Origin of the sequence: Streptomyces sp. NPDC002669 (assembly GCF_042889165.1) — a bacterium.
GTDB lineage: Bacteria > Actinomycetota > Actinomycetes > Streptomycetales > Streptomycetaceae > Streptomyces.
In genome coordinates this window covers 307,568-328,452 of sequence record NZ_JBIAQQ010000002.1, presented here as the reverse complement: position 1 = coordinate 328,452, position 20,885 = coordinate 307,568, and the positions used below count along the sequence as shown (strand labels likewise).

Genomic DNA, 20,885 nt, shown 5'->3' with positions numbered 1-20,885 from the left:
ATCCATCTCAAGGAGACCCCATGCAGACCGTTCTCGGCGCCGGCGGACCGATCGCGGACGAGCTCGCGAACGAGCTCCACCGCAACCACACCAAGGACATCCGCCTCGTCAGCCGCAAGCCGTCGAGGGTGAACGACACCGATGAGCTCGTGGCCGCAGATCTCACCGACCCCGACGCCACCAGCCGGGCCGTCGCGGGCAGTGATGTCGCCTACCTCACCGTCGGCCTGCCCCTGGACTCGGAGCTGTGGGAGCGGCAGTTCCCCCTCATCATGCGCAACGTCATCGACGCCTGCGCCGAACACGGCACGAAGCTCGTCTTCTTCGACAACACCTACATGTATCCCGGAACGTCGACGCCCCAGACCGAGTCGACGGCATTCGCACCGGGCGGACGCAAGGGGCGGGTCCGCGGAGAGCTCGCCACCATGCTGCTGGAGGCCATGCGGGCCGGACGGGTCGACGCCCTGATCGGGCGGGCGCCCGAGTTCTACGGTCCCGGCCGGACGAAGAGCTACACGAACTCGATGGTGTTCGAGCGGATCAAGGCGGGCAAGCGGCCGTTCGTCCCGGTCGACGCCCATGCCAAGCGTTCCCTGATCTGGACCCCCGACGCGAGCCGCGCTCTCGCCCTGCTCGGCAACACGCCGGATGCCTACGGCCAGACGTGGCACCTTCCAATCGACCCGGACCAGCAGTCCTACGCCCAGCTCATCGGGATCGCCGGCGAGGTCACCGGCCGCAAGATCGGCTACACGGTACTGCCGATGCTCGCCTTCCGCCTCGGCCGCCGCTTCGTCAAGCCGCTCGACGAGATGTACGAGCTGCTCGCCCGCTACCGCGACGACAACATCTTCGACAGCTCGAAGTTCGCGGCCCGCTTTCCCGACTTCCAGGTCACGAGCTATCGGGAGGGAGTGGAGCGGATCCTCGCCGACTGACCCGTCGACAGGTCCTCCTGTCGGCTGACTCGTGCCGCGATGCCGAACCGGCTCCGGTACTCCGACGGGGTGACGCCCGCGGCGCGCTGGAAGAGCCGACGGAAGTTCGACACGTCCAGGCAGCCGATACTGCGGGAGATCCGGGCGACCGGCTCGTTGGTCAGCTCCAGCAACTCGCGAGCCTTCGCGATGCGCGCCGCCCGGACGTATCCGGCGCAGTCAGGCCCGTAGCCTCCTGGAACCGTCGCTGGAAGGTACGCGGCTGCATGGCCGCTGTCTGTACGAGGTGCTCGACGGAGTGGGGCTCGTGGAGGCAGGCGTGCAGTGGGGCCCGCCCCTCGCGGATGTCGGTGTCGCCGTGCTGGAGTCGGGGCGTGAACTCCTGGTGGGGGGACTGCCGTCGGCGCGGCGGGTCGGCGAGGACAAAACGCGCCATGTCCAGCATCACGCTGGGACCGGGCATCCGGTCGACGAGGGTGAGGCCCAGCTCGACCCACGCCAGGATTCCCGCGGCCGTCATGATGACGTGGCCGAGCCGGTGCGCGAGCTCAGGATGAGTGTCCGAGGTGCACACCATGACCGGCCCGGCGTCGGTGGCGGACACCGCCCAGGTGCTGACTCGGATCACACTCGGAGGGTCGGCCGGCTCCACGGCGTACTCGCCGGCGACGCGGAAGACGTCCCGGAGACCACGGATCGCCGACACCTGGCAGTCGTCGTACTCCAGCAGGCCGGCCTCACCGACGACCCGCGCTCCGGTCTCGTCGACGTGTGGACCTGTCGCGGCCGGGCTCATCGCGTCTCCTCGAAGTCCGTGGTCGGCGCAGCGATGGGCGGCAGACCCCGTTGAGTCTGCCGCCCATGTTCCCGGCTGCGGTCACTCCGGGTGGAGAGCCTCTCGCAGCGCGTCGACGGACAGCTTCCGTGCGACGCCGGTGGCCGGGGTGTCCCGCAGGCTGTCCAACAGCATGAAGTCGTGGACGGTCCCGCTGACGCGGACGGCCGTCACCTCTACGCCGGCCTCACGGAGCTTGTTGGCGTAGAGCTCGCCCCCGTCCCGCAGGACGTCGGCCTCCGCCGTGATGACGAGGGCGGGCGGCAGCCCCTTGAGGTCCTCGAGGGTCGCCCGCAGCGGCGAGGCGTACTTCTCCTCGCGCTTGGCCTCGTCGGTCGTGTACGCGTCCCAGAACCACTTCATCCCGTCGCGGGTGAGGTAGTAGTGCTCCGCGAACTGGTGGTAGGACTGCGTGTCGAAGTCCGGCCCGGTCACGGGGTAGAGCAGGATCTGCGCCTTGAGCGCGAGCCCGCCGCGGTCCTTGTTCATCTGCGCGAAGACCGCGGACATGCATCCGCCGACCGACTCGCCGGCGACGGCGACGCGGGAGGTGTCGAGGCCGTGGTCGGCGCCGTTCTCCTCCAGCCACTCGCCGACGGCGTAGTTCTGCTCGACCTGCGTGGGGTACCCCTTCTCGGGCGCCCAGTCGTAGACCGGGAAGACGCCGGCGGCACCGGCCCCGACGGTGAGCTCGCGGAAGAGGCGGTCGTGGGTCCTGTCGTCGCCGAAGACCCACCCGGCGCCGTGGATGTAGAAGACCACGGGCAGCGGGCCCGTGGCGCCCCTGGGCTTGATGATGCGGGTGCGGACGGTGCCCCACTCGCCGGCGTCGACGTCGACCCACTCCTCGTCGACGTCCGGGCGCTCGACGCCCTCGCCGCTCTGCAGGTCGCTGAGGATCTTGCGCCCCTCCTCGGGCGGAAGCTCGTAGATCCGCGGGTGTGGGTCGGTGTCGTCGGCGAGCTTCTTGGCCTCGGGCTCCAGGTACGGCGTGGTGGGGGCTGGAAGGTCGGTCATCGCTGGTCCTTTCCTCGAAAGCCGGTCGCAGGCCGAGTGCCGCGAACGACTCTCTTCGAGGTGATCGCGACACTCGTTCCGAAGTACGGCCCGGTGAGCGGAGAATCGGGCCGGCCGAGAACGGGAAACCCCGGAGTGCGGCCCGACGGGGGCTCTGACCTCAGCAAGCCCCGGTCGCAGCGCGAAGCGGTTCCGCCCATGGACACCGCTCGTGAAGGGGCATGGCGCACCTCCGGCGGAAGGCTCTTCTTCCCTACAGGGTCCGCCTCGCCCGCGTTGATCGCATTCGGTGACGCGGGTGGGAGTGGTGTGCCGCATGCGCACTGAGCGGGACCGGCAGGGCCGACGCCGGGTCTTCTGTGAGCCATCCTCTGTTCGCAGTCGGCGCCGGAAGCTTCCTGGTGGGCGCATCAGGACATCGTTCTTATCGGGACATCGTTCTTGAGGAAGGCGAGACGCACGGTAACCGGGCTCGTCCCTTCGTGGTCGGCGATGTCCTGAAGGGACAGGCGGTCGTGTTCGTACCAGGTACGCCATTGCCCGATGCGGGCGGCGGTGTGCTGGGTGGGCCGGAACCGGGGAGGGCTCCAGTGGACCGGATGCCGGGACAGCGGGTGGATGACGTGCGCTGTGGTGGTGGTGAGCCTCTGGGCGACCTGGGCGAGGGAGAAGTCGCCGACGGGTTACGGCCTCGTGGAGCGGGGCCACGGTGCCCCTCTCCGGGGCAGGGTCCGGCAAGGTCAGTGGGCGAAGGACAGCAGGGGCGAGGCGCGGGGCCCACTGGACGGGTTCGTCGATGCCGTGCTCATCGAGGATCGTGCGCGCCGTCTGGGTGAGGAGTTCGGCTTCGGCCAGGCCCCTGGCTTGTACACGAGAATGGGGTTGTGCGCGTCGGTGCCGAATGCAGCAGCTGTCCGGGCAGTGAGCTGCTGCTGCTCGTACTGTCGGACGTGAGCGCTCTGACAGGGCGGTGCTCCTGGGTGGGCCCTGCGGTCACTTCGCACGTTCCGCAGGGCCCGCCCCTCTGCCGGGTCGGAGCATCCAGAAGTGGATGCCGGCCGGTCTCGCGGCAACGGCAGCGCCCTCGAACGCGACATCCGTGCCTGGCTCGCCGACTGGAACGAGCACCCCAGACCGTTCGTCCGGACGAAGCCGGCCGACGAGATCCTCGACAAAGTCGCCGCCCACCGCCGACGAATCTCCGACTCAGGTCACCAGGTTGCCCGACCCACCGTGACCGGTTCACGGAGAACGAGCCGGAACCACTTCACGTGAACGAAGCCGAGCACCTCCTCTTCACGTACGACGCCCGCGTCGGGCAGGCCGGTGACGGGCCTGGCCGACGCGGGCGTCGTGGGGCGCTGTCGAGCGGGTCGGGTCAGGATTCGGCGACGGCCTCCAAGGGGCTGAGGCCGGCGGCTCGGCGGGCCGGGAGGGCTGCGGCGAGGATGCCGACCGCGAGGGAGAGCGCACAGGTTGTGAGGAGGGTTCCCCAGGGGAAGGTGAACTCGTACTGCTTGATGGAGCCGTTGGCGAGGGAGCTGACGGTCCAGGCGCCGAAGGTTCCGCTCAGCACGCCGAGGACGGTGCCGAAGGCGGCGACGGTGAGGGCCTCGAGGCGGATCATCGTGCGGATGCCGGCGCGGTGCATGCCGATGACGCGCAGGGTGCCGATCTCGCGGGTGCGGTCGGTGATGGACATGGCGAGGGTGTTGGCGATGCCGAGGGCGGAGACGGCGCCGCCGAGGAAGAGCAGACCGTACATCAGGTTGATGACGACGCCCATGGCACCGGACGCCTCGGCGACGAACTCGTCGCGGCTCTGGACAGTGAGGAGGGGGTTCCTGCCGGTGGCGTCGAGGAGATCGGCCTTGGAGACGCCGTTCTTGTCGGCCGCGACGAGGACCCGGGTGAAGTACTGACCGGTCTCGCCGTGCTCGTCCAGGTGCTGGATTTCTGCGCGGGCCCCGATGGCCGGGCCGGCAGTGGGGTTGTCGCGGTAGACGCCGATGACGGTGTAGGACCGGATGTCGTCGCGGCCGAAGCCGGGGGTGGTCCTGGCCCGGGAGCCGGTCCTGAGACGGTGTTCGCGGGCGGTGGTCTCGGAGACGGCGACGGCACCGGCCTTGAGGCCCTTGAGGGAGCCGGAGACGAAGTCGAGCTTCATCACGTTGTCGAGACCGGCGGGATCGACACCGGTGACGCTCAGGTTGTCGCCGCCGAGGAGGATCTGCCCATCGGCGATGGCGCTCGCGGTACGCACGCCCGGGGTGTCGGCGATCCTACGGGCGGTGGCCTGGTCGATGCCGGTCATCTGGTCGGCGGTGATCAGGTGGTCGGCAGTGAGGCCGGCGGCGGCCTGGCGGTCGAGGGCCCGGGCGCTGGAGTGGGCGATGGTGGCGAGGCCGACGACGAGGGCGGTACTGACGATGACGGCGGAGGCGGTGGCGGCGGTGCGGCGCGGGTCGCGCAGGGCGTTCTCGCGGGAGAGCCGGCCGACGGCGCCGAAGCGGGTGGTGAGCTTGCCACCGGCCCGGATCATGGGGGCCGCCAGGATCGGGGCCAGCATCAGGAGGCCGGTGATCAGGCCGAACGTGCCGAACACGGCGTTCTGGAGGTTCTCGTCGGAGGCGTCCTCGGCTCCCGAGAGGGAGATCAGCAGGGCGGCGCCACCGAAGGTGAGGAGGCCGCCCGCGACGGCCCGGTAGCGGGAGGCGGCGGCGGACGGCGGCTGGTGGACGGCTCGCAGCGCCTCGACCGGGGCGATCTTGGACGCCTTGCGGGAGGGGATCCAGGCGGAGAGCACGGTGAGGCCGACGCCGACGAAGAGCGCGGCGGCGATGGGCGTGGCCCCGATCACGAGGGGCCCGGTGGGAGGGGCGCTCCCGTCGATGGTCATCAAGTGGGGCATCGCGACGGCAAGTCCGAGGCCGAGGCCGAGGCCGAGGGCGGAGGAGAACAGGCCGACCAGACCGGCCTCGATCAGCAGGGAGCGGATCACTTGGCGGCGGGAGGCGCCGATGGCACGCAGCAGGGCGATCTCCCGGCTGCGGCGGGCCACCAGCATGGTGAAGGTGTTGACGATCAGGAACGAGCCGATGAAGAGGGCGACGAGGGCGTAGATCAGGGCGACCTTCTCGTTGCTGCGGACCAGGACGCTGATGTAGCGGTCCTGTTGGGCGACGAGGTCACTCGCGGTGGAGGTCTCGGCCCGGTCGGCGCCGAGCGTGTCGGTGACCCGCTCGGCCAGGTCGAAGTCACTGGTGCCGGGCTTGGCCGTCAGGTCGATGTACGAGTAGGCGCCGGGCTGCCCGAACATGTCGTGGGCGGTGGCCTTGTCGAAGAGGACGAGGGTGCCGGTGCCGGAGCTGACGCGGGTGTCCCTGGTGGTGACGGTGCCGACCAGCCGCTTGTGCATGACGGGGCCGTTGGTGGCGAGGGTGATCTCGTCACCGATCTTGTGCTTGCCGCGGGCGGCGGTGCCGGCGTCCAGGGCGATCTCGTCGTCGGTGCGCGGTGGGTGGCCCTGGGCGATCGGGAAGCGGGGGTCCTTGCCGTCGGGTCCGGGGATCCAGGCGTCGGCTCGGTTGCCGCCACGCTTCGCGCTGCGCATCGGGTCGCCGGCGGCCGTGTTCAGTACGGCGGAGCCGGAGATCGAGGGCCGGACGCTGTCGACGCCGCTGATACCGGCGAGCTCGGCGACGGTCGCGTCGTCGAGCGCCGGGGTCCGGCCCCCGGGGGCGGGCTCCCCGGGCTCGGGGGGCTTGGGGCTGACGCGGACGGAGAGGTCGGCGAGGTTCTCGGAGGCGGCGGCACGATGGGCAGCGGTGGAGGTGTCGCCGAAGACCAGGGTGCCGCTGACGAAGCCGACGCCGAGGCAGACCGCAAGCACGGTCATGACCAAGTGGGCTTTGTGCGCGAGGACATTGCGCAGGGCTGCTTTCAGCATGAGTGTGTGTCCGGGGCGTGAGAGGGCGGAAGGAGAGTGCGGCGCGAGCGGAATCCGGGGGTGGGTCGGCCCGGTCAGCTGGTGCGGCCCCGGGTGTCGAATTCCTTCATGCGGTCCAGGACCCGGCCCGGGCCGGGCTGCCGCATCTCGTCCACGAGCCGGCCGTCGGCGAGGAAGACGACCCGGTCCGCGTAGCCGGCGGCCACCGGGTCGTGCGTCACCATCACCACCGTCTGTCCGAGTTGCCGCACCGATTCCCGCAGGAAGCCCAGGACCTCGGCGCCGGCCCGGGAGTCGAGGTTTCCGGTGGGCTCGTCGCCGAAGACGATCGCGGGCCGGGAGGCCAGGGCCCGGGCCACGGCCACGCGCTGCTGCTGGCCGCCGGAGAGTTGGCCGGGGCGGTGGTCGAGGCGACCGGACAGGCCCACCATGTTCACGACCGTCTCCAGCCACTGCCGGTCGGCTTTGCGGCCGGCGATGGCCGTGGGGAGGGTGATGTTCTCCACCGCCGTCAGGGTGGGCAACAGGTTGAACGCCTGGAAGATGAACCCGATCCGGTCCCGGCGCAGTTCGGTGAGCTGCCGGTCGTTCAGGCGGCTCAGCTCGGTGCTGCCGATCCGCACCGAACCCGAGGACGCCGGGTCCAGGCCGGCGACGCAGTGCATCAGGGTCGACTTGCCCGAGCCCGAGGGGCCCATGATCGCGGTGAACTCGCCCTCTTCGAAGGAGATGCTCACCCGGTCCAGGGCGACGACTTGCGTGTCCCCGCTGCCGTACACCTTCGACAGGTCGGATGTGCTCGCGGCGCAAGGGACCGCCGACTGGCGCGGGGCGGAGGAGCCCGCGTACGGGGCGTGGTGGGGGAAGGACAACGGCGGCATGGACACACTCCGGCACGAAAGTGGGAAGAAAACGGCCGGGTGGGCCCGGGCCTCCCCCGTCGGGGGGAGGCCGCTTGGCATTCGGGGCACCGGCCGGGGACGCTTACCATCGTCACCCTCCCTGACCTGCGAAAACATCGTCCTCAGGCGGTGGCTTTCCCTCTGTCGCCGGACAGAGGCGATCAGGGGGAGCGGTGGTCCGTTTCCCTCTCCAGGACGACTGGCGTCTCTGTCGAAGGATGGAGCCCCTCCCGGCGCGCCGGAGCGTACGGGAAGGGGCGGATGACTCGGGGAGCGCCCGAGGGCAGTGTGAAAGCCGGATCAGTGGACGAGACCGGTGCGGTGAGCGAGAACGGCCGCCTGGACGCGGCTGCTGGTGTCGGTCTTGGCGAAGACGGCGGCCACGTGGGTTTTGACGGTGCCGATGGTGATGTGGAGCCGGCCGGCGATCTCCTGGTTCGACAAGCCCTCACCGATGAGCTTCAGGACTTCGCGTTCCCGGCCGGTCAGGCGAGCAATGCGTTCGTCGGTGGGGCCGGGAGCCGCCTCCTGGTGCGCACCGCTCAGCATACGGGCGACGACGGTGCCGGTGACCTGCGGGGACAGTACGGAGTCCCCGGCCGCCGCCGCGCGGACCGCTCGGATCAGTTCCTCGGGCCCCTCGTCCTTGAGGAGGAACCCGGCCGCGCCGTCGCGCAACGCGGTCAGCACGTTGTCGTCGGTGCCGAAAGTGGTCAGCATCAGCACCCGTGGTGCCGGGTCCAGGGCCAGCAACGGGGTGACGGCGGCGAGCCCACCGTGAACGGGCATGTAGATGTCGAGGAGGACGACATCGGGGCGGTGGGAGGCCGCCTCCGCCACGGCCTGGCGACCATCGGCGGCTTCGCCCACGACCTCGATGCCGTCGGCGTGGGAGAGGATCATCCGCACGGCGGCCCGGATCATCGTCTCGTCGTCGGCGAGCAGGACACGGATCGGGACGGTCGGGGTGGTCATGGGCTCTCCCAGGGGACGGCCTCACGCACCGTGGGGACGGTGAAGGGGTCGATGGCGGTCAACCGCTGATGGGCGTCGAAGCAGTAGCGGACCAGCGGGAGGGTATCGGTCGGCCGGTCGTCGGGGCGTGGGCCGAAGGCGTAGAGGCAGCCGGCCGCTGCGGCGGGCCGGGCGGGTTCCCGGCCCGCCGCGGCAGCACGCGCACCTGGGGAGTCCCTGGGCCCCGTGGCGTGGAACTTCTCCAGTGTCATGCCGATCCTGGGCTGTTCCGGAGGGGCCTGTGGGCCTTTCGGGGAGTAGGAGAACCCGATCCCCACAAGGATCAGCGCCGTCACCGCGGCAAGTCCCCCGCCGAGCACGAGGGTGCGGATCGCCCGAGTGCGGCGGGGCTCGGCTGGTTCCGGGACCGGGCCGTACGAGGAACACGCCGGATGGGCTCCGGCCCATGGGAAGGCATCGGATCGGGTCGTGGCCGGTGAGAGGACGGGGCGCAGTGGAAGGTCCGCGGCGAGGCGGAATCCACCGTCGGCCGACGGCCCGGCGGTGAAGGCGCCGTTCAGCAGTCCGACGCGTTCGCGCAGTGCGGGCAGGCCCCGGCCGGTGCCCGCCCCCTCGGTGATCGTCCCCGGTGACACCGCGGTGTTGTGGACGGCGACCCGCACGGTGTCCTCGTCACGGCAGACCTCGACGGTGACCTCAGTGCCGGGCGCGTAGCGGTGCACGTTGGTCAGGGACTCGCGCACCACACGGTGCACCGCCCGCCGAACCGGCACCGGCACGTCCGTCAGGTCCGGCCCCGTCCACTCCAGGGCGACATCGACCCCACCCGCGTGGGACTGGGCGACCAGTTCCCCGATGTCGGCCCTGGTGCCGACCTCCTCGGTCAACGCGGCCTCGGCCCGCGTGTTCACTCCCAGCGGGTCGAGGACGCCCAGCGCCTGCCGAAGCTCGCGCAGCGCGTCCTTGATGGTGCTCCGCACAATGGTGGCGTCCGGACGCAGAGCGGGCGCGGCCTTGGACAGCGCGAGCTCCAGGCCGCCCACGTGCAGGGAGGCCAGGCTGAGCCGGTGGCCGACCAGATCGTGCATCTCGGCGGCGATCCGGGAACGCTCCTGGGTCCGGGCCTCGCTGTCGGCCGAGGCCCTGGCCCGTTCGGCGGCATCCGCGCGGGCCCGCAGGGCCTCCAGCAACCGGTCCGCCTGGCCGAAGACCGTGCCCACCAGGCCCGGCACCACCACCGCGGCCACCGACAGGACCAAGCCCAGGGCGACCGCGTAGGTCGCACGGGCCGGGCCCGTCCACGAGGCGATCGAGGACACCGTCGCCGTCACGACCGGCGCCACCGCGGCCAGGGCCCACAACCGGGCGCGGCGCCTGCCGGGGAACAGCAGCCGGGAAATGGTGTAGAGGGCTGCGGCGGTGACCGGTCCCAGGAACGGCAGCAGGCCCAACGACACGGTCGACGCCACGAGGACGAGCACAGGGTGGCGGCGGCGCAGCGGATAGAGCACAGCGGCGACGGGAACTGCCATCGCCTGGGCACCCGGGTGCGGGAGCTGCCACTGGATTCCGGCGGCAAGGCAGAGCAGACCGGTCACGGCCGCGGCGGCGATCCCCTCCGCGCCCGCACCGGCCCATCTGGGCAGACGGACTGAGACGCCGCGCGGAACGACGTGCAGGACGCGGCTGAGCAGGGACATGACCCCAGTATCGGCACGCCCCGGGACATGGGCGTGGGCCTGCGGAATGATTCTCCCTCTGCCGAAAGACAGACCCCACCGGCCCGCGGCCCCTCCGACGGGCGACCCGCCGCGTCCAGAGGCCGGGCGGGCTCCGCTTGAGGGAATCGCCGCCCGTGCAACGGCGGAGCACGGTGTGCAGCATGCCGTCATGATGGCCAAGGGCCGGCGCCCGTACCCGCCCTCACCGTCCGGCACCACGGCAGCCGCAGCTCCTTGCAGGCGCACGCGAGCAGCAGGGTCGTTCGCTTCGGGTTCTCGGTCACTGCCCACCCGGCGAGAGCTCACGTCACCGGTACGAACTTGCCCGGGCCGGGGTTGGTGTGCCGAATCGGGGCCGAACGCGCGTGTGGCCCGGCCATCCGGCCGGGTCACACTTCGTCGCCTTCGTCCCCGGCCACGCGCCTCCGGGGCAGCCCGCCGTCCACCGCGATGGCCCAACCCCGTGTGAACACGACGAGCAGCCGTTCGTCCCGTACTCGCAAAGGCCACGGCCCCCGGAGGCCGGCCCGCGTTCTCTTGCGGTGCAGCGTGTGCGGCGGGAAAGACCGAGGCTGAGATGCGTGATGAGTCCCCCGATCGCCGTTCACGGCCCGACCACGTCCGCCGATGGCCGCGCCGTCACGATCAACGGCTCCCCCGTCGGAATCGCCCACAACGATCAGGACCTCATCGAGTTCCTGAGAAGAGCCGGTCTCTACGAAGCCGAGAACCTCCTCGACGACCCGGCCTGGGTCGACTGGCAAGAAGGCCCCGCCCACTGTTACTCAGCACCCTGACCGCACTGCGTCACGGAGGCGACGCGGACCGGCAGGCCCGCCCGGCGCCACGCCACCGAGCGGACCCCTCTGACCACCGTTCCACGGAGACTTCATGGCCGACAGCACCCTGTCCCTTCTGCTCCGGGGGTACGCGTGGCTGCCCGACCGCAGGCGGCGCAGCGGCGGAGCACCGGTCCGCACCCGTCTGCTCGGCAAACGGGTCGTCGCGCTGCACGGGCCGGCGGCGGTCCGCTTCTTCTACGACGAGGACCACATCCACCGCCGCGGGGCACTGCCCGAACCCGTCATCGACACGCTGTTCGGCCAGGGGGCGGTGCACACCCTGGACGGCGAGCCGCACCGGGTGCGCAAGGGCATGTTCCTCCACCTGCTGAAGGACCAGGAGGAAGTACGGGCCCTGACGGACCGGGTCGTGCTGGGGTGGGAGGAAGCCGTCGAGGGGTGGAGGGGCCGGGGTCGGATCCAGGTGTTCGACGAGGTGGCGGGGGTGCTGACGCGCGCCGTCCACGCGTGGGCCGGGGTGCCGCTGCCGCAGGCCGGGGCGGACGGCGTCGCACGCGACCTCGTGGCCATGGTGGACGGCTTCGCGTCGGGCGGGCCGCGGCAGCTGCGCGCCCGGGTCGCCCGAAACCGGCAGGAGAGGCGTTTGGCCCGCCTGGTCGAGCGGGAACGCGACAACGGCGGCGCCGGGGCCGGCGGCGGGGTGCGCGTCACCCCGTTCCGTACCGTCGTGCACCATCGCGATGCCGACGGTTCGCTGCTCGATCCCCGTACGGCGGCCGTCGAGGTGCTCAACATCCTGCGTCCGACCGTCGCGGTCAGCTGGTTCGCGGTGTTCGCGGCGCACGCACTGCACCGGTGGCCCGAGCACCGTGCGGCGCTCCGGGGCGACGATCCCGCCTTCGTTCTCGCATTCGCGCAGGAGGTCCGCCGCTTCTACCCGTTCGCCCCGTTCATCGGTGGTCTGGCGGCGGGCCGGCTCCGGTGGGAGGGGCGCACCGTCCGGCCGGGCACGCTCGTGCTCCTCGACCTGTACGGCCAGAACCACGACCCGGACCTGTGGCCCCGGCCCTACGTCTTCGATCCCTCGCGCTTCCGCGACACGCCGGCGCAGCCGGACGAGCTGGTCCCGCAGGGGGGCGGTGACCCGGCGACGGGGCACCGTTGCCCGGGCGAGGACATCACCCTGGCGCTGCTGTCCGCCCTCTCGGTGCTGCTGTCCGGCCTCTCGTACCGGGTGCCGGAGCAGGACCTCGCCATCCCGCTGAACCGCATCCCGACCGCGCCCCGGAGCGGGTTCGTCATCGAGGACATCCGGTGACCCCCTGTCCCCCTCCCCCACACACGAACAACGGAAGAAGACCCCATGAGCACACCCGGCCAGGACCCCACCGAGCGCTTCGCGCGGCCCGACTTCCCGCAGCAGGAGCAGAAGCACCCCGGCTGGACCGGGCCCATGGACCCGCCGCCCGACCACGGCGAGGACTCCTACCGGGGCCACGGGCTCCTGACGGACCGCAAGGCCGTCGTGACCGGGGGCGACTCCGGGATCGGCCGTGCCGTCGCGCTGGCCTTCGCCCGCGAGGGGGCGGATGTGCTGATCACCCACCTCGAAGCCGAGGAGGAAGAGGCGCGGGTGACGGCCCGGCTGGTCGAGGAGGCGGGCCGGCAGGCGCTCACAGAGGCGTGCGACATCCGGGACGAGAAGCAGTGCCATGCCCTCATCGGCAGCGCGGTGCAGGAGTTCGGGCGCATCGACGTACTCGTCAACAACGCCGCGTACCAGATGGCGCAGCCGGACGGGATCTCCGCGATCTCCACGGAGCAGTTCGACCGGGTGCTGCGCACCAACCTGTACGGGATGTTCTGGCTGTGCAAGACGGCCCTGCCGCACATCCCGGCCGGCGGGTCGATCATCAACACCACGTCGGTGCAGGCGTACAAGCCGAGTCCGCATCTGCTGGACTACGCCATGACCAAGGGCGCCATCGTCACCTTCACCCATGGTCTCGCGCAGATGCTGGCGTCCGACGGCATCCGCGTCAACGCCGTGGCACCCGGACCGGTCTGGACGCCGCTGATTCCGGCGACGCTGCCGGACACGAAGGAGTTCGGAAAGCAGAGCCCGCTGGGGCGGCCGGCCCAGCCCGCCGAGATGGCTCCGGCGTACGTGTTCCTCGCCTCCGACAACGCGAGTTTCATCACCGGGGAAATCGTGAACGCGACCGGCGGCACGCCACTTCCGTAGTCCCAAGGGCCTGCGGCGCGCGGATTGACGAGCCGCGGTAAGGCGGCGGACGTGCCGAAGAATCATGAGGAAGCGCCCGTCCGCGACGCCCTGGCCGCCTACCGGCAGCGGGGGCGAGCTGGACCTCTCTCCCCGGGGTCACGAGCAGGCCCGGGGGCCGCGCCGGAGGTCAGGGCCGTGCTGGGGGGCGCCGTGTTCCTCGGTGACGTCCTGGCCGCGGCGGGCTCGACGACCTTTGTCGTCGGGCGCAGCCGCATTGCGGGGGCGCTGTTCAGCGGGCGCGTCGCAGTCGCAGGGCGGCCACGGAACCGAGAACGGCGCCCACCGCGAGGACCACGGGGCCACGCATCCACACGTCGCGTTCGATCTGGGTGGCGAGCCCGATGCAGGAGGCGGCGCCGAGGACGGGCACGGCGGCCGGGGCCCTGAAGTGGCCGGGGCGCCCCGGGTCGCGGCGCAGGGCGAGCAGCGAGGTGTTGACGAGGAAGAAGACGACGAGGAGCAGGAGGACGAGGGTCGAGGCGAGCGTGGAGACGTCACCGGTCAGCGCGAGCAACAGCGAGAGGGCAGTGGTCGCGGCGATCGCCGCCCACGGGGTGCGCCGGCCCGGGAGCACGGCCGTCGGGAAGCGCGGCAGCAGCCCGTCGCGAGCCGTGCCATGGGCCGGCCGCGAGGACATGATGCCGGTCAGCAGCGCCCCGTTGGCGACGGCCACCAGCGCGATGGCGCTGAACAGCCAGGTGGGCACACCGCCGGCGGTGCGGACGACTTCGAGCAGCGGCCCGCTGGACTTGGCCAGCTTCTCAGTCGGTACGGCGGCCGCCGCCGCGGCGCCGACCAGGGCGTAGACGGCGCCCGCGGTGAGCAGGGCACCGAAGAGCGCCCTCGGGTAGGAGCGGCGGGGATCGCGCGTCTCTTCGGCCACGTTGACGGACGTCTCGAAGCCGACGAACGAGTAGTACGCGAGGACAGCACCGCTCAACACGGCCAGGACGGGCCCCTCGTTCCCGGTGCCGAGGTCGGTGAGCCGGCCCGGGTCCCCGTCGCCGCGCAGCACGATCCAGCAGCCGAGTCCGATCACCAGCAGCAGGCCGCTGACCTCGGTGACGGTGGCGACGGCGTTGGCCCGGGTCGACTCGCTGATGCCCCGGGCGTTGAGCAGCGCCGGCGCGGCCAGGAAGACGACGGTCACCAGGACGAGCGGGAGCGTGACGAACTCGGAGAGGTAGTCGCCGCCGAACCCCCGGGCCAGGGCCGCCACCGACACCACGCCGGCGGCGAGCGTGCAGAAGCCCGCCACGAACCCGGTGAAGGGCCCGTAGGCCGGCGTCGCGTAATGGGACGCGCCGCCCGCACGCGGGTACTTGGTGGCCAGTTCCGCGTATGAGGCGGCGGTCAGCAGGGCCAGGCACAGGGCCACCAGGAGGGGTACCCGGACGGCGCCGCCGGCAGTGGCCGCGACCTCGCCGACCAGGACGTAGACCCGGCGCCGAGGACGTCTCCGAGGATGAAGAAGTAGAGCAGCGGGGTGGTGAGGTCCTTCTTGAGGCTCGTCGGGGCGTCCTGGCTCTCGGGCGTGGTTCGGGGAGATTTCACGGAATCCGTATACCCGCCGCGTTCCGGCGGGCGGTGGGGAGCGGCCGGACGCCGGCGCGTCGCTCGTTGGAACGGGAGGCCGGGGCGGATGGCTCAACCGGTGTGTCCGGCCGTGAGTCAGGAGGGTACGCGTGGTGGGAGGAGGCCGTCCCCGGCGCGTGCCGGCCACTGCGCGCGCGGCATTGCTCTCCCCTCCCCCACACGAGATTGGAATCCGACCTGCTGGACCCGACGAAGATCGTGCCGGAGGAACTGGCGCCGGTCCGGCCGATCGGGCTGATGACGCTGAACGCCAACCCGTCGAACTACTTCGCCGAGACGGAACAGGTCGCCTTCCACGTCGGACACCTGGTGCCGGGCATCGACGTCACCAACGACCCGTTGCTGCAGGGCCGCCTCTTCTCGTACGTCGACACGCAGATCACCCGGCTGGGCGGGCCCAACTTCGCGCAGCTGCCGATCAACCGTACGCACGCACCCGTCAACGACATGCTGCGCGACGGCATGCACCAGACGGCCGTGCACCGAGGTGTGGCACCGTACCGGCCCAACTCCCTGGACGGCGGCTGCCCGTTCACCGCCGACGCGGACACCGGTGCCTACATCGAGGTGCCCGCCGAGGTGCCGGCGGGCCGCAAGGTACGGGACGCGGCGGAGTCGTTCGACGACCACTTCAGCCAGCCCCGGCTGTTCTGGCTCAGCATGACGTCCACGGAGCGCGAGCACATCGCCGCGGCGTACACCTTCGAGCTCGGCAAGTGCTGGGACCAGGCGGTCAAGGAGCGGGGGCTCAAGGCGCTCGCCAACATCGACCCCGCGCTGTGCGCGCGCGTCGCCGAGGGGCTGGGCCTGCCTGCGCCGGAGGCGACCGTGCCCCTGGCCTCGCCCGAGCCGAGCCCGGCGCTGTCCCAGCTGGGCCGGACGTGGCCGGTCGACGGGCGGCTCGTCGGCATCGTCACCGACGGCGAGACCGGCCTGGACGCTGTACGGGAAGCGCGTGGCGCGGTTCTCGGCGCGGGGATGGTCCCTCTGGTCATCGCGCCTTCGGGCGGCAAGCTGGGCTCCGGGAGCGACCCGGTCACCGTGCAGCGCACCTTCACCACGGCACGGTCGATCGAGTTCGACGCGATCGTGCTGGCGGGAGCGCCCGCTCCGGCCCCGGACGCCTACGGGGCGCGTGACGCCAAGACCGACGACGCGGCCACGGCCACCGGTGTGGACCCGCGCGTCCTGCTGCTGGTCACCGAGGCGTTCCGGCACGGCAAGGTCATCGGGGCCTGCGGTGACGGGGCGAGGGTGCTGGAGAAAGCGGGTCTGGCCACGGACGCGCCCGGCGTCGTGGCGGGCGCGTCCGTGGCCACGGTGCTGGACGGCCTCACCGGACTCCTCGCAGGTCACCGCGCCTGGGACCGCTTCACCCCCGCTCTTTGACGCCCGGCCCCCTTCAAGCCGTCCCGCCCGCCGGGCGGGAGGGTTCCGACACGAGGAGACGCATGAACCACAAGGACCGAGAACACGAGCAGCCGCCCCGGACCGCCGCCGACGAGGTCATCCAGGAGGCGGAGGAGGCCGAGAGCGACGTGACGGACACCCGCGAGCGCCACGGCCGCGACAGCGAGGCCGGCGATGCGCTGACCCCGAACCAAGAGGCCCAGGAGGACGCGAACCAGCCGCACCCATAGAGCGGAAAAGGCGTATTTCCCCTGGTCCGGGGCAGGACCCTCGGCGGATACGAAGAGCGGCCGCCGGACCGCCGGGTGCCACCCGGCGGCCGCCCCGTACCCCGTCAATCCATGGCATCCCATCCGGTCGCACTCCGCCGGATGAGACGGGCCACCGGCACCGTTTCGATCAGGTCCGGGAACTCCCCGGCGGGCCCGGCAGAGCCGAAGACCGACCGGAAAGCCGGGTGGTCCGGCCGGTGAGCGGTGGCGGGACCGGGCGGCACGAACCGTAGGCTAGGACCATGACGAAGATCCAGAACCCGACGCCCCAAGGGGCCTTCGAGCTGCTCATGACCGGTAACCAGCGCTTCGTTTCGGGTGCCCCGGAGCACCCGAACCAGGACGCCGCCCGCCGCGCGGAGATCGCACCGGGGCAGCAGCCCTTCGCCGTGCTGTTCGGGTGCTCCGACTCCCGGCTGGCCGCCGAGATCATCTTCGACCGCGGTCTGGGCGACCTGTTCGTGGTCCGTACCGCCGGCCATGTCGCGGGCAGCGAGGTGCTGGGAAGCATCGAGTTCGGAGTGGAGGTGCTGGGCTGCCCGCTGGTCGTTGTCCTCGGCCACGACTCGTGCGGCGCGGTCGGCGCGGCGTGCGCCGCGCTGGAGAACGGCATGACGCCGACCGGGTACGTCCGGGACGTCGTCGAGCGGGTGACCCCCAGCGTGCTGGCCGCACGGGCCTCCGGACAGGTCGAGCCCGAGGAGATCCTCGCCGAGCACATTCGGCACACCGTCGACCTGCTGCTGGACCGCTCCCGGGTCCTCGCCGACAAGGTTGCCGCCGGACAGGCTGCCGTGGTGGGCCTGCGCTACCGCCTGGCCGACGGCAGCGCACAGCTCGTCGCCTCCCGCGGCCTCAACCCGACGGTTCCCGCGGCATCCTGACGGGGCGGTCGGCACGGCGCCCGAGGCCAGAACGCGCAACCGCAGCACCGCAGCCGACCGGTCGGACCGCGCGGCCGGCCGGGTGACTCCACACACGCGCCGCCCCGCCACCCGCGGCCCCTGAGGACACCGCAGTGACAGGGTGCTTCCAGGCGTTCCTCTCGGGGCAGCGGGACGAAGACCCCCGCTTCCGACAGTCCACCCGGTCAGGGAACGATGCACCGGCCAGCCACCAGCCGTGGACATGGGATGCCGTGCGTTCCCGGCTCATACCGTGCGCTCCTGGCCGGTGCCGTGCGTCGAGGGGAGTCCACTGTCCAGGCATCGGGCGCGGTGGAGCCCACTGAGCCTCCGTCAGCTTGAAGTCGCAGTTCAAAGGGCTGGTGTGACCGGCCCTCGACGTACTCGTGCTGGTCGGGGGCGGGAACCCGCGGAGAAGATCGTCCGTCAGTGGTTGACTTCGAGGTTCGTCAGGACGAGCAGAGCTCGCAGGAGCTGGGTTGCGCGGGCGGGGCCGGTACGGAGCTTGTTGAGGACCCGCCAGTTCTTGATGCGGGCGAAGCCGTGCTCGACCGGTGCGCGTCCGACGGCGAGGACTCGGTTGGCTTCTTTCTTGGCCCGGGGTGAGTTTGTGGGTGCGGGTGGTGGGGTAGCTGGTGACGATCACGGGGTCGAGGAGGCCGCTTTCCAGGCCGCGGAAGCCGAGGTCGGCCAAAGCTCCGAGGCCGGCGGCGCGCAGGTGGGCCAGGATGTGGTCGCGGCGGTGTCGTCGTGAGTGCGGCCGGGCCGGGCGGCGGATATTCGGCTCGAAGAACCGGCATCCCGCCATCCACTACGACGTGGGCAAAACCGTCAAACGCCCAGAGAGTCTGATCGAACGTGATCGAGCCAGACCCTGACGCGGGTCGTGGGAGGCTCCGAGTTTCACCCGGCGGTCAGGTCGCGGTGGGGATATAGGGCGCTGCTGCGGCCTGGGCCATCGTCCGAAGTTTCGTGAAGTAGGAGGCGCAGTATTCCTCGTTGATCAGGGGCACGATCTTGTCGAGGTCGGTGATGCAGCCCCAGAGGTAAGCGATGCCGCTGTCGTCGAGTCCGCCGTTCAGCTCCCTCTGCACGAGGCCGGCGACGTCGGCGTCCAGGAGGACCAGATCTACGCCCTCGAAGTCCACGCCGCGGAAACCATCGGGGAACAGAGCGCGCAGGTGGTCCTCCCACAGCCGGGCGAGTCCGTCTTCGGGCTGTGCTCCGCCTACGTCGGCGGCTGTCGCCTCTGCCGTAGATGGTGGGCAAAGGAGCAGGGAGACGGCATCGAAGACGGCACGCACCATTGCGACGGCCCGGATCGGGCGGAGGGCGGCACTTGACTCGGCGCCCTGCGCGAGCTTGTCGCGCAGCAGTCGGCTGCGGTCGAGTTCGGCGGCGAGTCCAGCCGTGATGAGCCCTGCGTCGGTGGCCCGCTCGATCAGGCTGTGGAGTGGTTCGTTCGTGGCCAGACGCTCGGCAAGGACGTGCTCCAGGGCGAACAGGGAATGCGTGACGGCGACGGTGGCGAACTCGTACCGGTAGTAGGAGTGCCGGATGAGCTCGCGGGAGGTTTCCATCGTGCTCATGACGTACATCGACGCGTCGCCGGGCAGCACCAGGTCGGCAACCAGGGCGTGCATGTCCGCATAGTCGAGAACGAGGCCGCGGGCGCGCGGGTCCCGTACCGGCTGGAGGAGCGGGTCGGTCGGCGGTGGCAGGGTGTTCACCAGTGCAGTCTTGTCGCCGGAAGGCCGTCGGTGCGATCGGATTTGCTCCGGGCGGTTGGTAACCCGCTGCCGCATGTCGCCACTGCCCGGTCCGGCCTCAAAGAACAAGCTCAGATCAACGGGCGCAAGCGGCACCTGGTCGTGGACACCAAGGGCCTGCCCCTGTTCGTCATGGTCACCCCGGCCGACATGACCGACCGCAACGCGGCCAGGGAAGTGCTGTTCCGGCTGCGGCTGATGCACCCCGAGATCACCATCGTCTGGGCCTACTCCGCCTATGCCGGACAGCTCCTCGACTGGGCGAAGATCTCCCTGAACCTGACGATCAAGACCGTCAGCCGACCGAAGAACGTCCCCGGGTTCGTCGTCCTGCCCCAACGCTGGGTCGTCGAACGCTCACACGCCTGGGTCATGCACGCCCGCAGGCACCCGCGGGACTACGAACGGCTCGTCCAGCACTCGGAATCGCTCATCACCTGGGCCGCGATCACCCTGATGACCAGGCGAATCACCCGCCGAAACTCCCGCAGGAGCGGACAGCCGGCCTCCCGCGAGGCCCACCGCGACCGATCCTCTCGGCACTGACGGTCAGCAGTGCCACCCAGAGGTCACCGGCCCTCAGGTCCACCCAATTCTTTCACCACCACGGCGACTTCATCAGCGCAACCAGCACCATCGAGACCGGTGCCCTGTTGCCCGGAAAACCCAGGTCGCGCTGCCGGACGGCATGGCCGGAGTCGCCCTGCGGCCACCAGGTCGGCACGCTCTGCTCGACGGGTCTGTAGTGTGCCGAAATGACAAGAAGCAAGCGGCTCGCGGAGCAGTTGGACTGGTACTGGCGCAAGAACCTGCGGCCGCGGCTGGACGGTCTTACCGATGAGGAGTACTTCTGGGAGCCGGTGCACGGCTGCTGGAGCATCCGCCCACGTGGTACGTCGGCCGCACCGATGTCGGCAGGTTCGGGGAAGTGGACGATGGACTCCGCGTCCCCTGACCCGGTGCCGGCGCCGGTGACCACGATTGCCTGGCGGCTGGCGCACATCGTCGTCTCGTGCCTGGGCTATCGGGTCGGATGGTACTTCGGCGGCCAGGACGTCGACTCCCAGACATTCCCCTATGCGGGGACCGCTGACGAGGCGCTGAAACAGCTCGACGAGATGTATGGGAGATGGAACGCGGGGGTCCGCGAGCTCTCGGATGCCGACCTGGAGAATCCGCCCACGGTGGGTCCCGAGCGGTTTCCCATGGAGGGGATCGTCCTGCACGTCAACAGGGAGCTGATCCATCACGGCGCCGAGATTTCCCTGCTGCGCGACCTCTATCGCGGGCAGGACCGAGGAGCCGCCCCCGCCACCCAAACCCCGCCGTTCGAATTCTGAGCTGGGCAAATGCCCAGACACCACGGATGCCCACATCATGCCCGGCTCAGAAGCAGGCGCTTTGGCAGGTCACCCGCCGTCCGAACGCTGCCGGTATGCCCCGGTCGGCCGGGCCGAGAGCCTGAGCGTCTACGAGCGGAGGGGAACGCCCCCCTTCTTCCTG

General features: G+C 70.9%; 15 protein-coding genes and 4 pseudogenes. 9 read left to right on the top strand and 10 right to left on the bottom strand.

The window, feature by feature from the left end; genetic code table 11:
* Window positions 1-20: 20 nt before the first annotated feature.
* Window positions 21-941 carry an NAD-dependent epimerase/dehydratase family protein gene (locus ACFYW1_RS03915; protein ID WP_388986538.1) on the top strand — a complete coding sequence of 307 codons (921 nt, stop codon included), beginning with the start codon at window positions 21-23 and terminating at the stop codon, window positions 939-941.
* Here ACFYW1_RS03915 and ACFYW1_RS03910 read toward each other — a convergent pair.
* From ACFYW1_RS03910 to ACFYW1_RS03880, 7 genes are all read right to left on the bottom strand, one after another.
* The gene (locus ACFYW1_RS03910) at window positions 905-1,114 is read right to left on the bottom strand and encodes an AraC family transcriptional regulator (protein ID WP_388986535.1); all 210 of its coding nucleotides are present in this window, start codon (window positions 1,112-1,114) and stop codon (window positions 905-907) included. The two genes, ACFYW1_RS03915 and ACFYW1_RS03910, sit on opposite strands and share 37 nt — an antisense overlap.
* The gene (locus tag ACFYW1_RS03905; RefSeq protein ID WP_388986533.1) at window positions 1,102-1,737 is read right to left on the bottom strand and encodes a hypothetical protein; all 636 of its coding nucleotides are present in this window, start codon (window positions 1,735-1,737) and stop codon (window positions 1,102-1,104) included. Before ACFYW1_RS03905 ends, ACFYW1_RS03910 begins: the two co-directional genes overlap by 13 nt.
* A gap of 81 nt (window positions 1,738-1,818) precedes the next feature.
* Window positions 1,819-2,793, bottom strand: a complete 975-nt coding sequence (locus ACFYW1_RS03900; protein ID WP_388986531.1) for an alpha/beta hydrolase — start codon at window positions 2,791-2,793, stop codon at window positions 1,819-1,821.
* A 1,378-nt stretch (window positions 2,794-4,171) separates the two neighbouring features.
* Window positions 4,172-6,742, bottom strand: coding sequence for an ABC transporter permease (locus tag ACFYW1_RS03895; RefSeq protein ID WP_388986529.1), 2,571 nt, complete (start codon window positions 6,740-6,742; stop codon window positions 4,172-4,174).
* Window positions 6,743-6,816: 74 nt separating this feature from the next.
* Window positions 6,817-7,623: an ABC transporter ATP-binding protein gene (locus ACFYW1_RS03890; RefSeq protein ID WP_388986526.1), complete on the bottom strand. Its 807-nt coding sequence runs from the start codon at window positions 7,621-7,623 to the stop codon at window positions 6,817-6,819.
* A gap of 321 nt (window positions 7,624-7,944) precedes the next feature.
* Complete coding sequence (locus ACFYW1_RS03885) at window positions 7,945-8,619, bottom strand: response regulator (protein ID WP_388986523.1); 675 nt, start codon at window positions 8,617-8,619, stop codon at window positions 7,945-7,947.
* Window positions 8,616-10,319, bottom strand: a complete 1,704-nt coding sequence (locus ACFYW1_RS03880; protein ID WP_388986520.1) for a sensor histidine kinase — start codon at window positions 10,317-10,319, stop codon at window positions 8,616-8,618. Before ACFYW1_RS03880 ends, ACFYW1_RS03885 begins: the two co-directional genes overlap by 4 nt.
* Window positions 10,320-10,924: 605 nt before the next feature.
* Between ACFYW1_RS03880 and ACFYW1_RS03875 the strand changes: the two genes are divergently transcribed.
* From ACFYW1_RS03875 to ACFYW1_RS03865, 3 genes are all read left to right on the top strand, one after another.
* Complete coding sequence (locus ACFYW1_RS03875; RefSeq protein WP_388986517.1) at window positions 10,925-11,137, top strand: hypothetical protein; 213 nt, start codon at window positions 10,925-10,927, stop codon at window positions 11,135-11,137.
* A gap of 94 nt (window positions 11,138-11,231) precedes the next feature.
* A complete protein-coding gene (locus ACFYW1_RS03870) occupies window positions 11,232-12,461 on the top strand; it encodes a cytochrome P450 (protein WP_388986514.1) in 1,230 nt (409 codons plus the stop codon).
* Window positions 12,462-12,506: 45 nt separating this feature from the next.
* The gene (locus tag ACFYW1_RS03865) at window positions 12,507-13,388 is read left to right on the top strand and encodes a glucose 1-dehydrogenase (RefSeq protein ID WP_388986512.1); all 882 of its coding nucleotides are present in this window, start codon (window positions 12,507-12,509) and stop codon (window positions 13,386-13,388) included.
* A 271-nt stretch (window positions 13,389-13,659) separates the two neighbouring features.
* Here ACFYW1_RS03865 and ACFYW1_RS03860 read toward each other — a convergent pair.
* A pseudogene (locus tag ACFYW1_RS03860) lies at window positions 13,660-14,984 on the bottom strand (APC family permease).
* Between the two features lie 216 nt (window positions 14,985-15,200).
* Between ACFYW1_RS03860 and ACFYW1_RS03855 the strand changes: the two are divergent.
* The 3 genes and pseudogenes from ACFYW1_RS03855 to ACFYW1_RS03845 all read left to right on the top strand — a co-directional run.
* Window positions 15,201-16,415 (top strand): annotated as a pseudogene (locus tag ACFYW1_RS03855) (catalase); the annotation flags it as partial.
* Window positions 16,416-16,477: 62 nt separating this feature from the next.
* Window positions 16,478-16,666, top strand: a complete 189-nt coding sequence (locus ACFYW1_RS03850; protein ID WP_388986509.1) for a hypothetical protein — start codon at window positions 16,478-16,480, stop codon at window positions 16,664-16,666.
* Between the two features lie 284 nt (window positions 16,667-16,950).
* Window positions 16,951-17,592, top strand: a complete 642-nt coding sequence (locus ACFYW1_RS03845) for a carbonic anhydrase (protein ID WP_388986506.1) — start codon at window positions 16,951-16,953, stop codon at window positions 17,590-17,592.
* Between the two features lie 447 nt (window positions 17,593-18,039).
* On the opposite strand, the pseudogene ACFYW1_RS03840 reads toward ACFYW1_RS03845, so the two are convergent.
* A pseudogene (locus ACFYW1_RS03840) lies at window positions 18,040-18,156 on the bottom strand (IS5/IS1182 family transposase); the annotation flags it as partial.
* Between the two features lie 371 nt (window positions 18,157-18,527).
* Complete coding sequence (locus tag ACFYW1_RS03835; protein WP_388986503.1) at window positions 18,528-19,343, bottom strand: hypothetical protein; 816 nt, start codon at window positions 19,341-19,343, stop codon at window positions 18,528-18,530.
* Window positions 19,344-19,454: 111 nt separating this feature from the next.
* On the opposite strand from ACFYW1_RS03835, the pseudogene ACFYW1_RS03830 reads away from it, so the two are divergent.
* Both ACFYW1_RS03830 and ACFYW1_RS03825 read left to right on the top strand, forming a co-directional pair.
* Window positions 19,455-19,926: pseudogene (locus ACFYW1_RS03830) on the top strand (transposase); the annotation flags it as partial.
* A gap of 211 nt (window positions 19,927-20,137) precedes the next feature.
* The gene (locus ACFYW1_RS03825; protein WP_388986501.1) at window positions 20,138-20,722 is read left to right on the top strand and encodes a DinB family protein; all 585 of its coding nucleotides are present in this window, start codon (window positions 20,138-20,140) and stop codon (window positions 20,720-20,722) included.
* Window positions 20,723-20,885: the final 163 nt, after the last annotated feature.

Coding starts and splice junctions, on each gene's coding strand:
- ACFYW1_RS03915 (WP_388986538.1), top strand. CDS start 21: ATGCAGACCGTTCTCGGCGCCGGCGGACCGATCGCGGACGAGCTCGCG.
- ACFYW1_RS03905 (WP_388986533.1), bottom strand. CDS start 1,737: ATGAGCCCGGCCGCGACAGGTCCACACGTCGACGAGACCGGAGCGCGG.
- ACFYW1_RS03900 (WP_388986531.1), bottom strand. CDS start 2,793: ATGACCGACCTTCCAGCCCCCACCACGCCGTACCTGGAGCCCGAGGCC.
- ACFYW1_RS03895 (WP_388986529.1), bottom strand. CDS start 6,742: ATGCTGAAAGCAGCCCTGCGCAATGTCCTCGCGCACAAAGCCCACTTG.
- ACFYW1_RS03890 (WP_388986526.1), bottom strand. CDS start 7,623: ATGCCGCCGTTGTCCTTCCCCCACCACGCCCCGTACGCGGGCTCCTCC.
- ACFYW1_RS03885 (WP_388986523.1), bottom strand. CDS start 8,619: ATGACCACCCCGACCGTCCCGATCCGTGTCCTGCTCGCCGACGACGAG.
- ACFYW1_RS03880 (WP_388986520.1), bottom strand. CDS start 10,319: ATGTCCCTGCTCAGCCGCGTCCTGCACGTCGTTCCGCGCGGCGTCTCA.
- ACFYW1_RS03875 (WP_388986517.1), top strand. CDS start 10,925: ATGAGTCCCCCGATCGCCGTTCACGGCCCGACCACGTCCGCCGATGGC.
- ACFYW1_RS03870 (WP_388986514.1), top strand. CDS start 11,232: ATGGCCGACAGCACCCTGTCCCTTCTGCTCCGGGGGTACGCGTGGCTG.
- ACFYW1_RS03865 (WP_388986512.1), top strand. CDS start 12,507: ATGAGCACACCCGGCCAGGACCCCACCGAGCGCTTCGCGCGGCCCGAC.
- ACFYW1_RS03850 (WP_388986509.1), top strand. CDS start 16,478: ATGAACCACAAGGACCGAGAACACGAGCAGCCGCCCCGGACCGCCGCC.
- ACFYW1_RS03845 (WP_388986506.1), top strand. CDS start 16,951: ATGACGAAGATCCAGAACCCGACGCCCCAAGGGGCCTTCGAGCTGCTC.
- ACFYW1_RS03825 (WP_388986501.1), top strand. CDS start 20,138: ATGACAAGAAGCAAGCGGCTCGCGGAGCAGTTGGACTGGTACTGGCGC.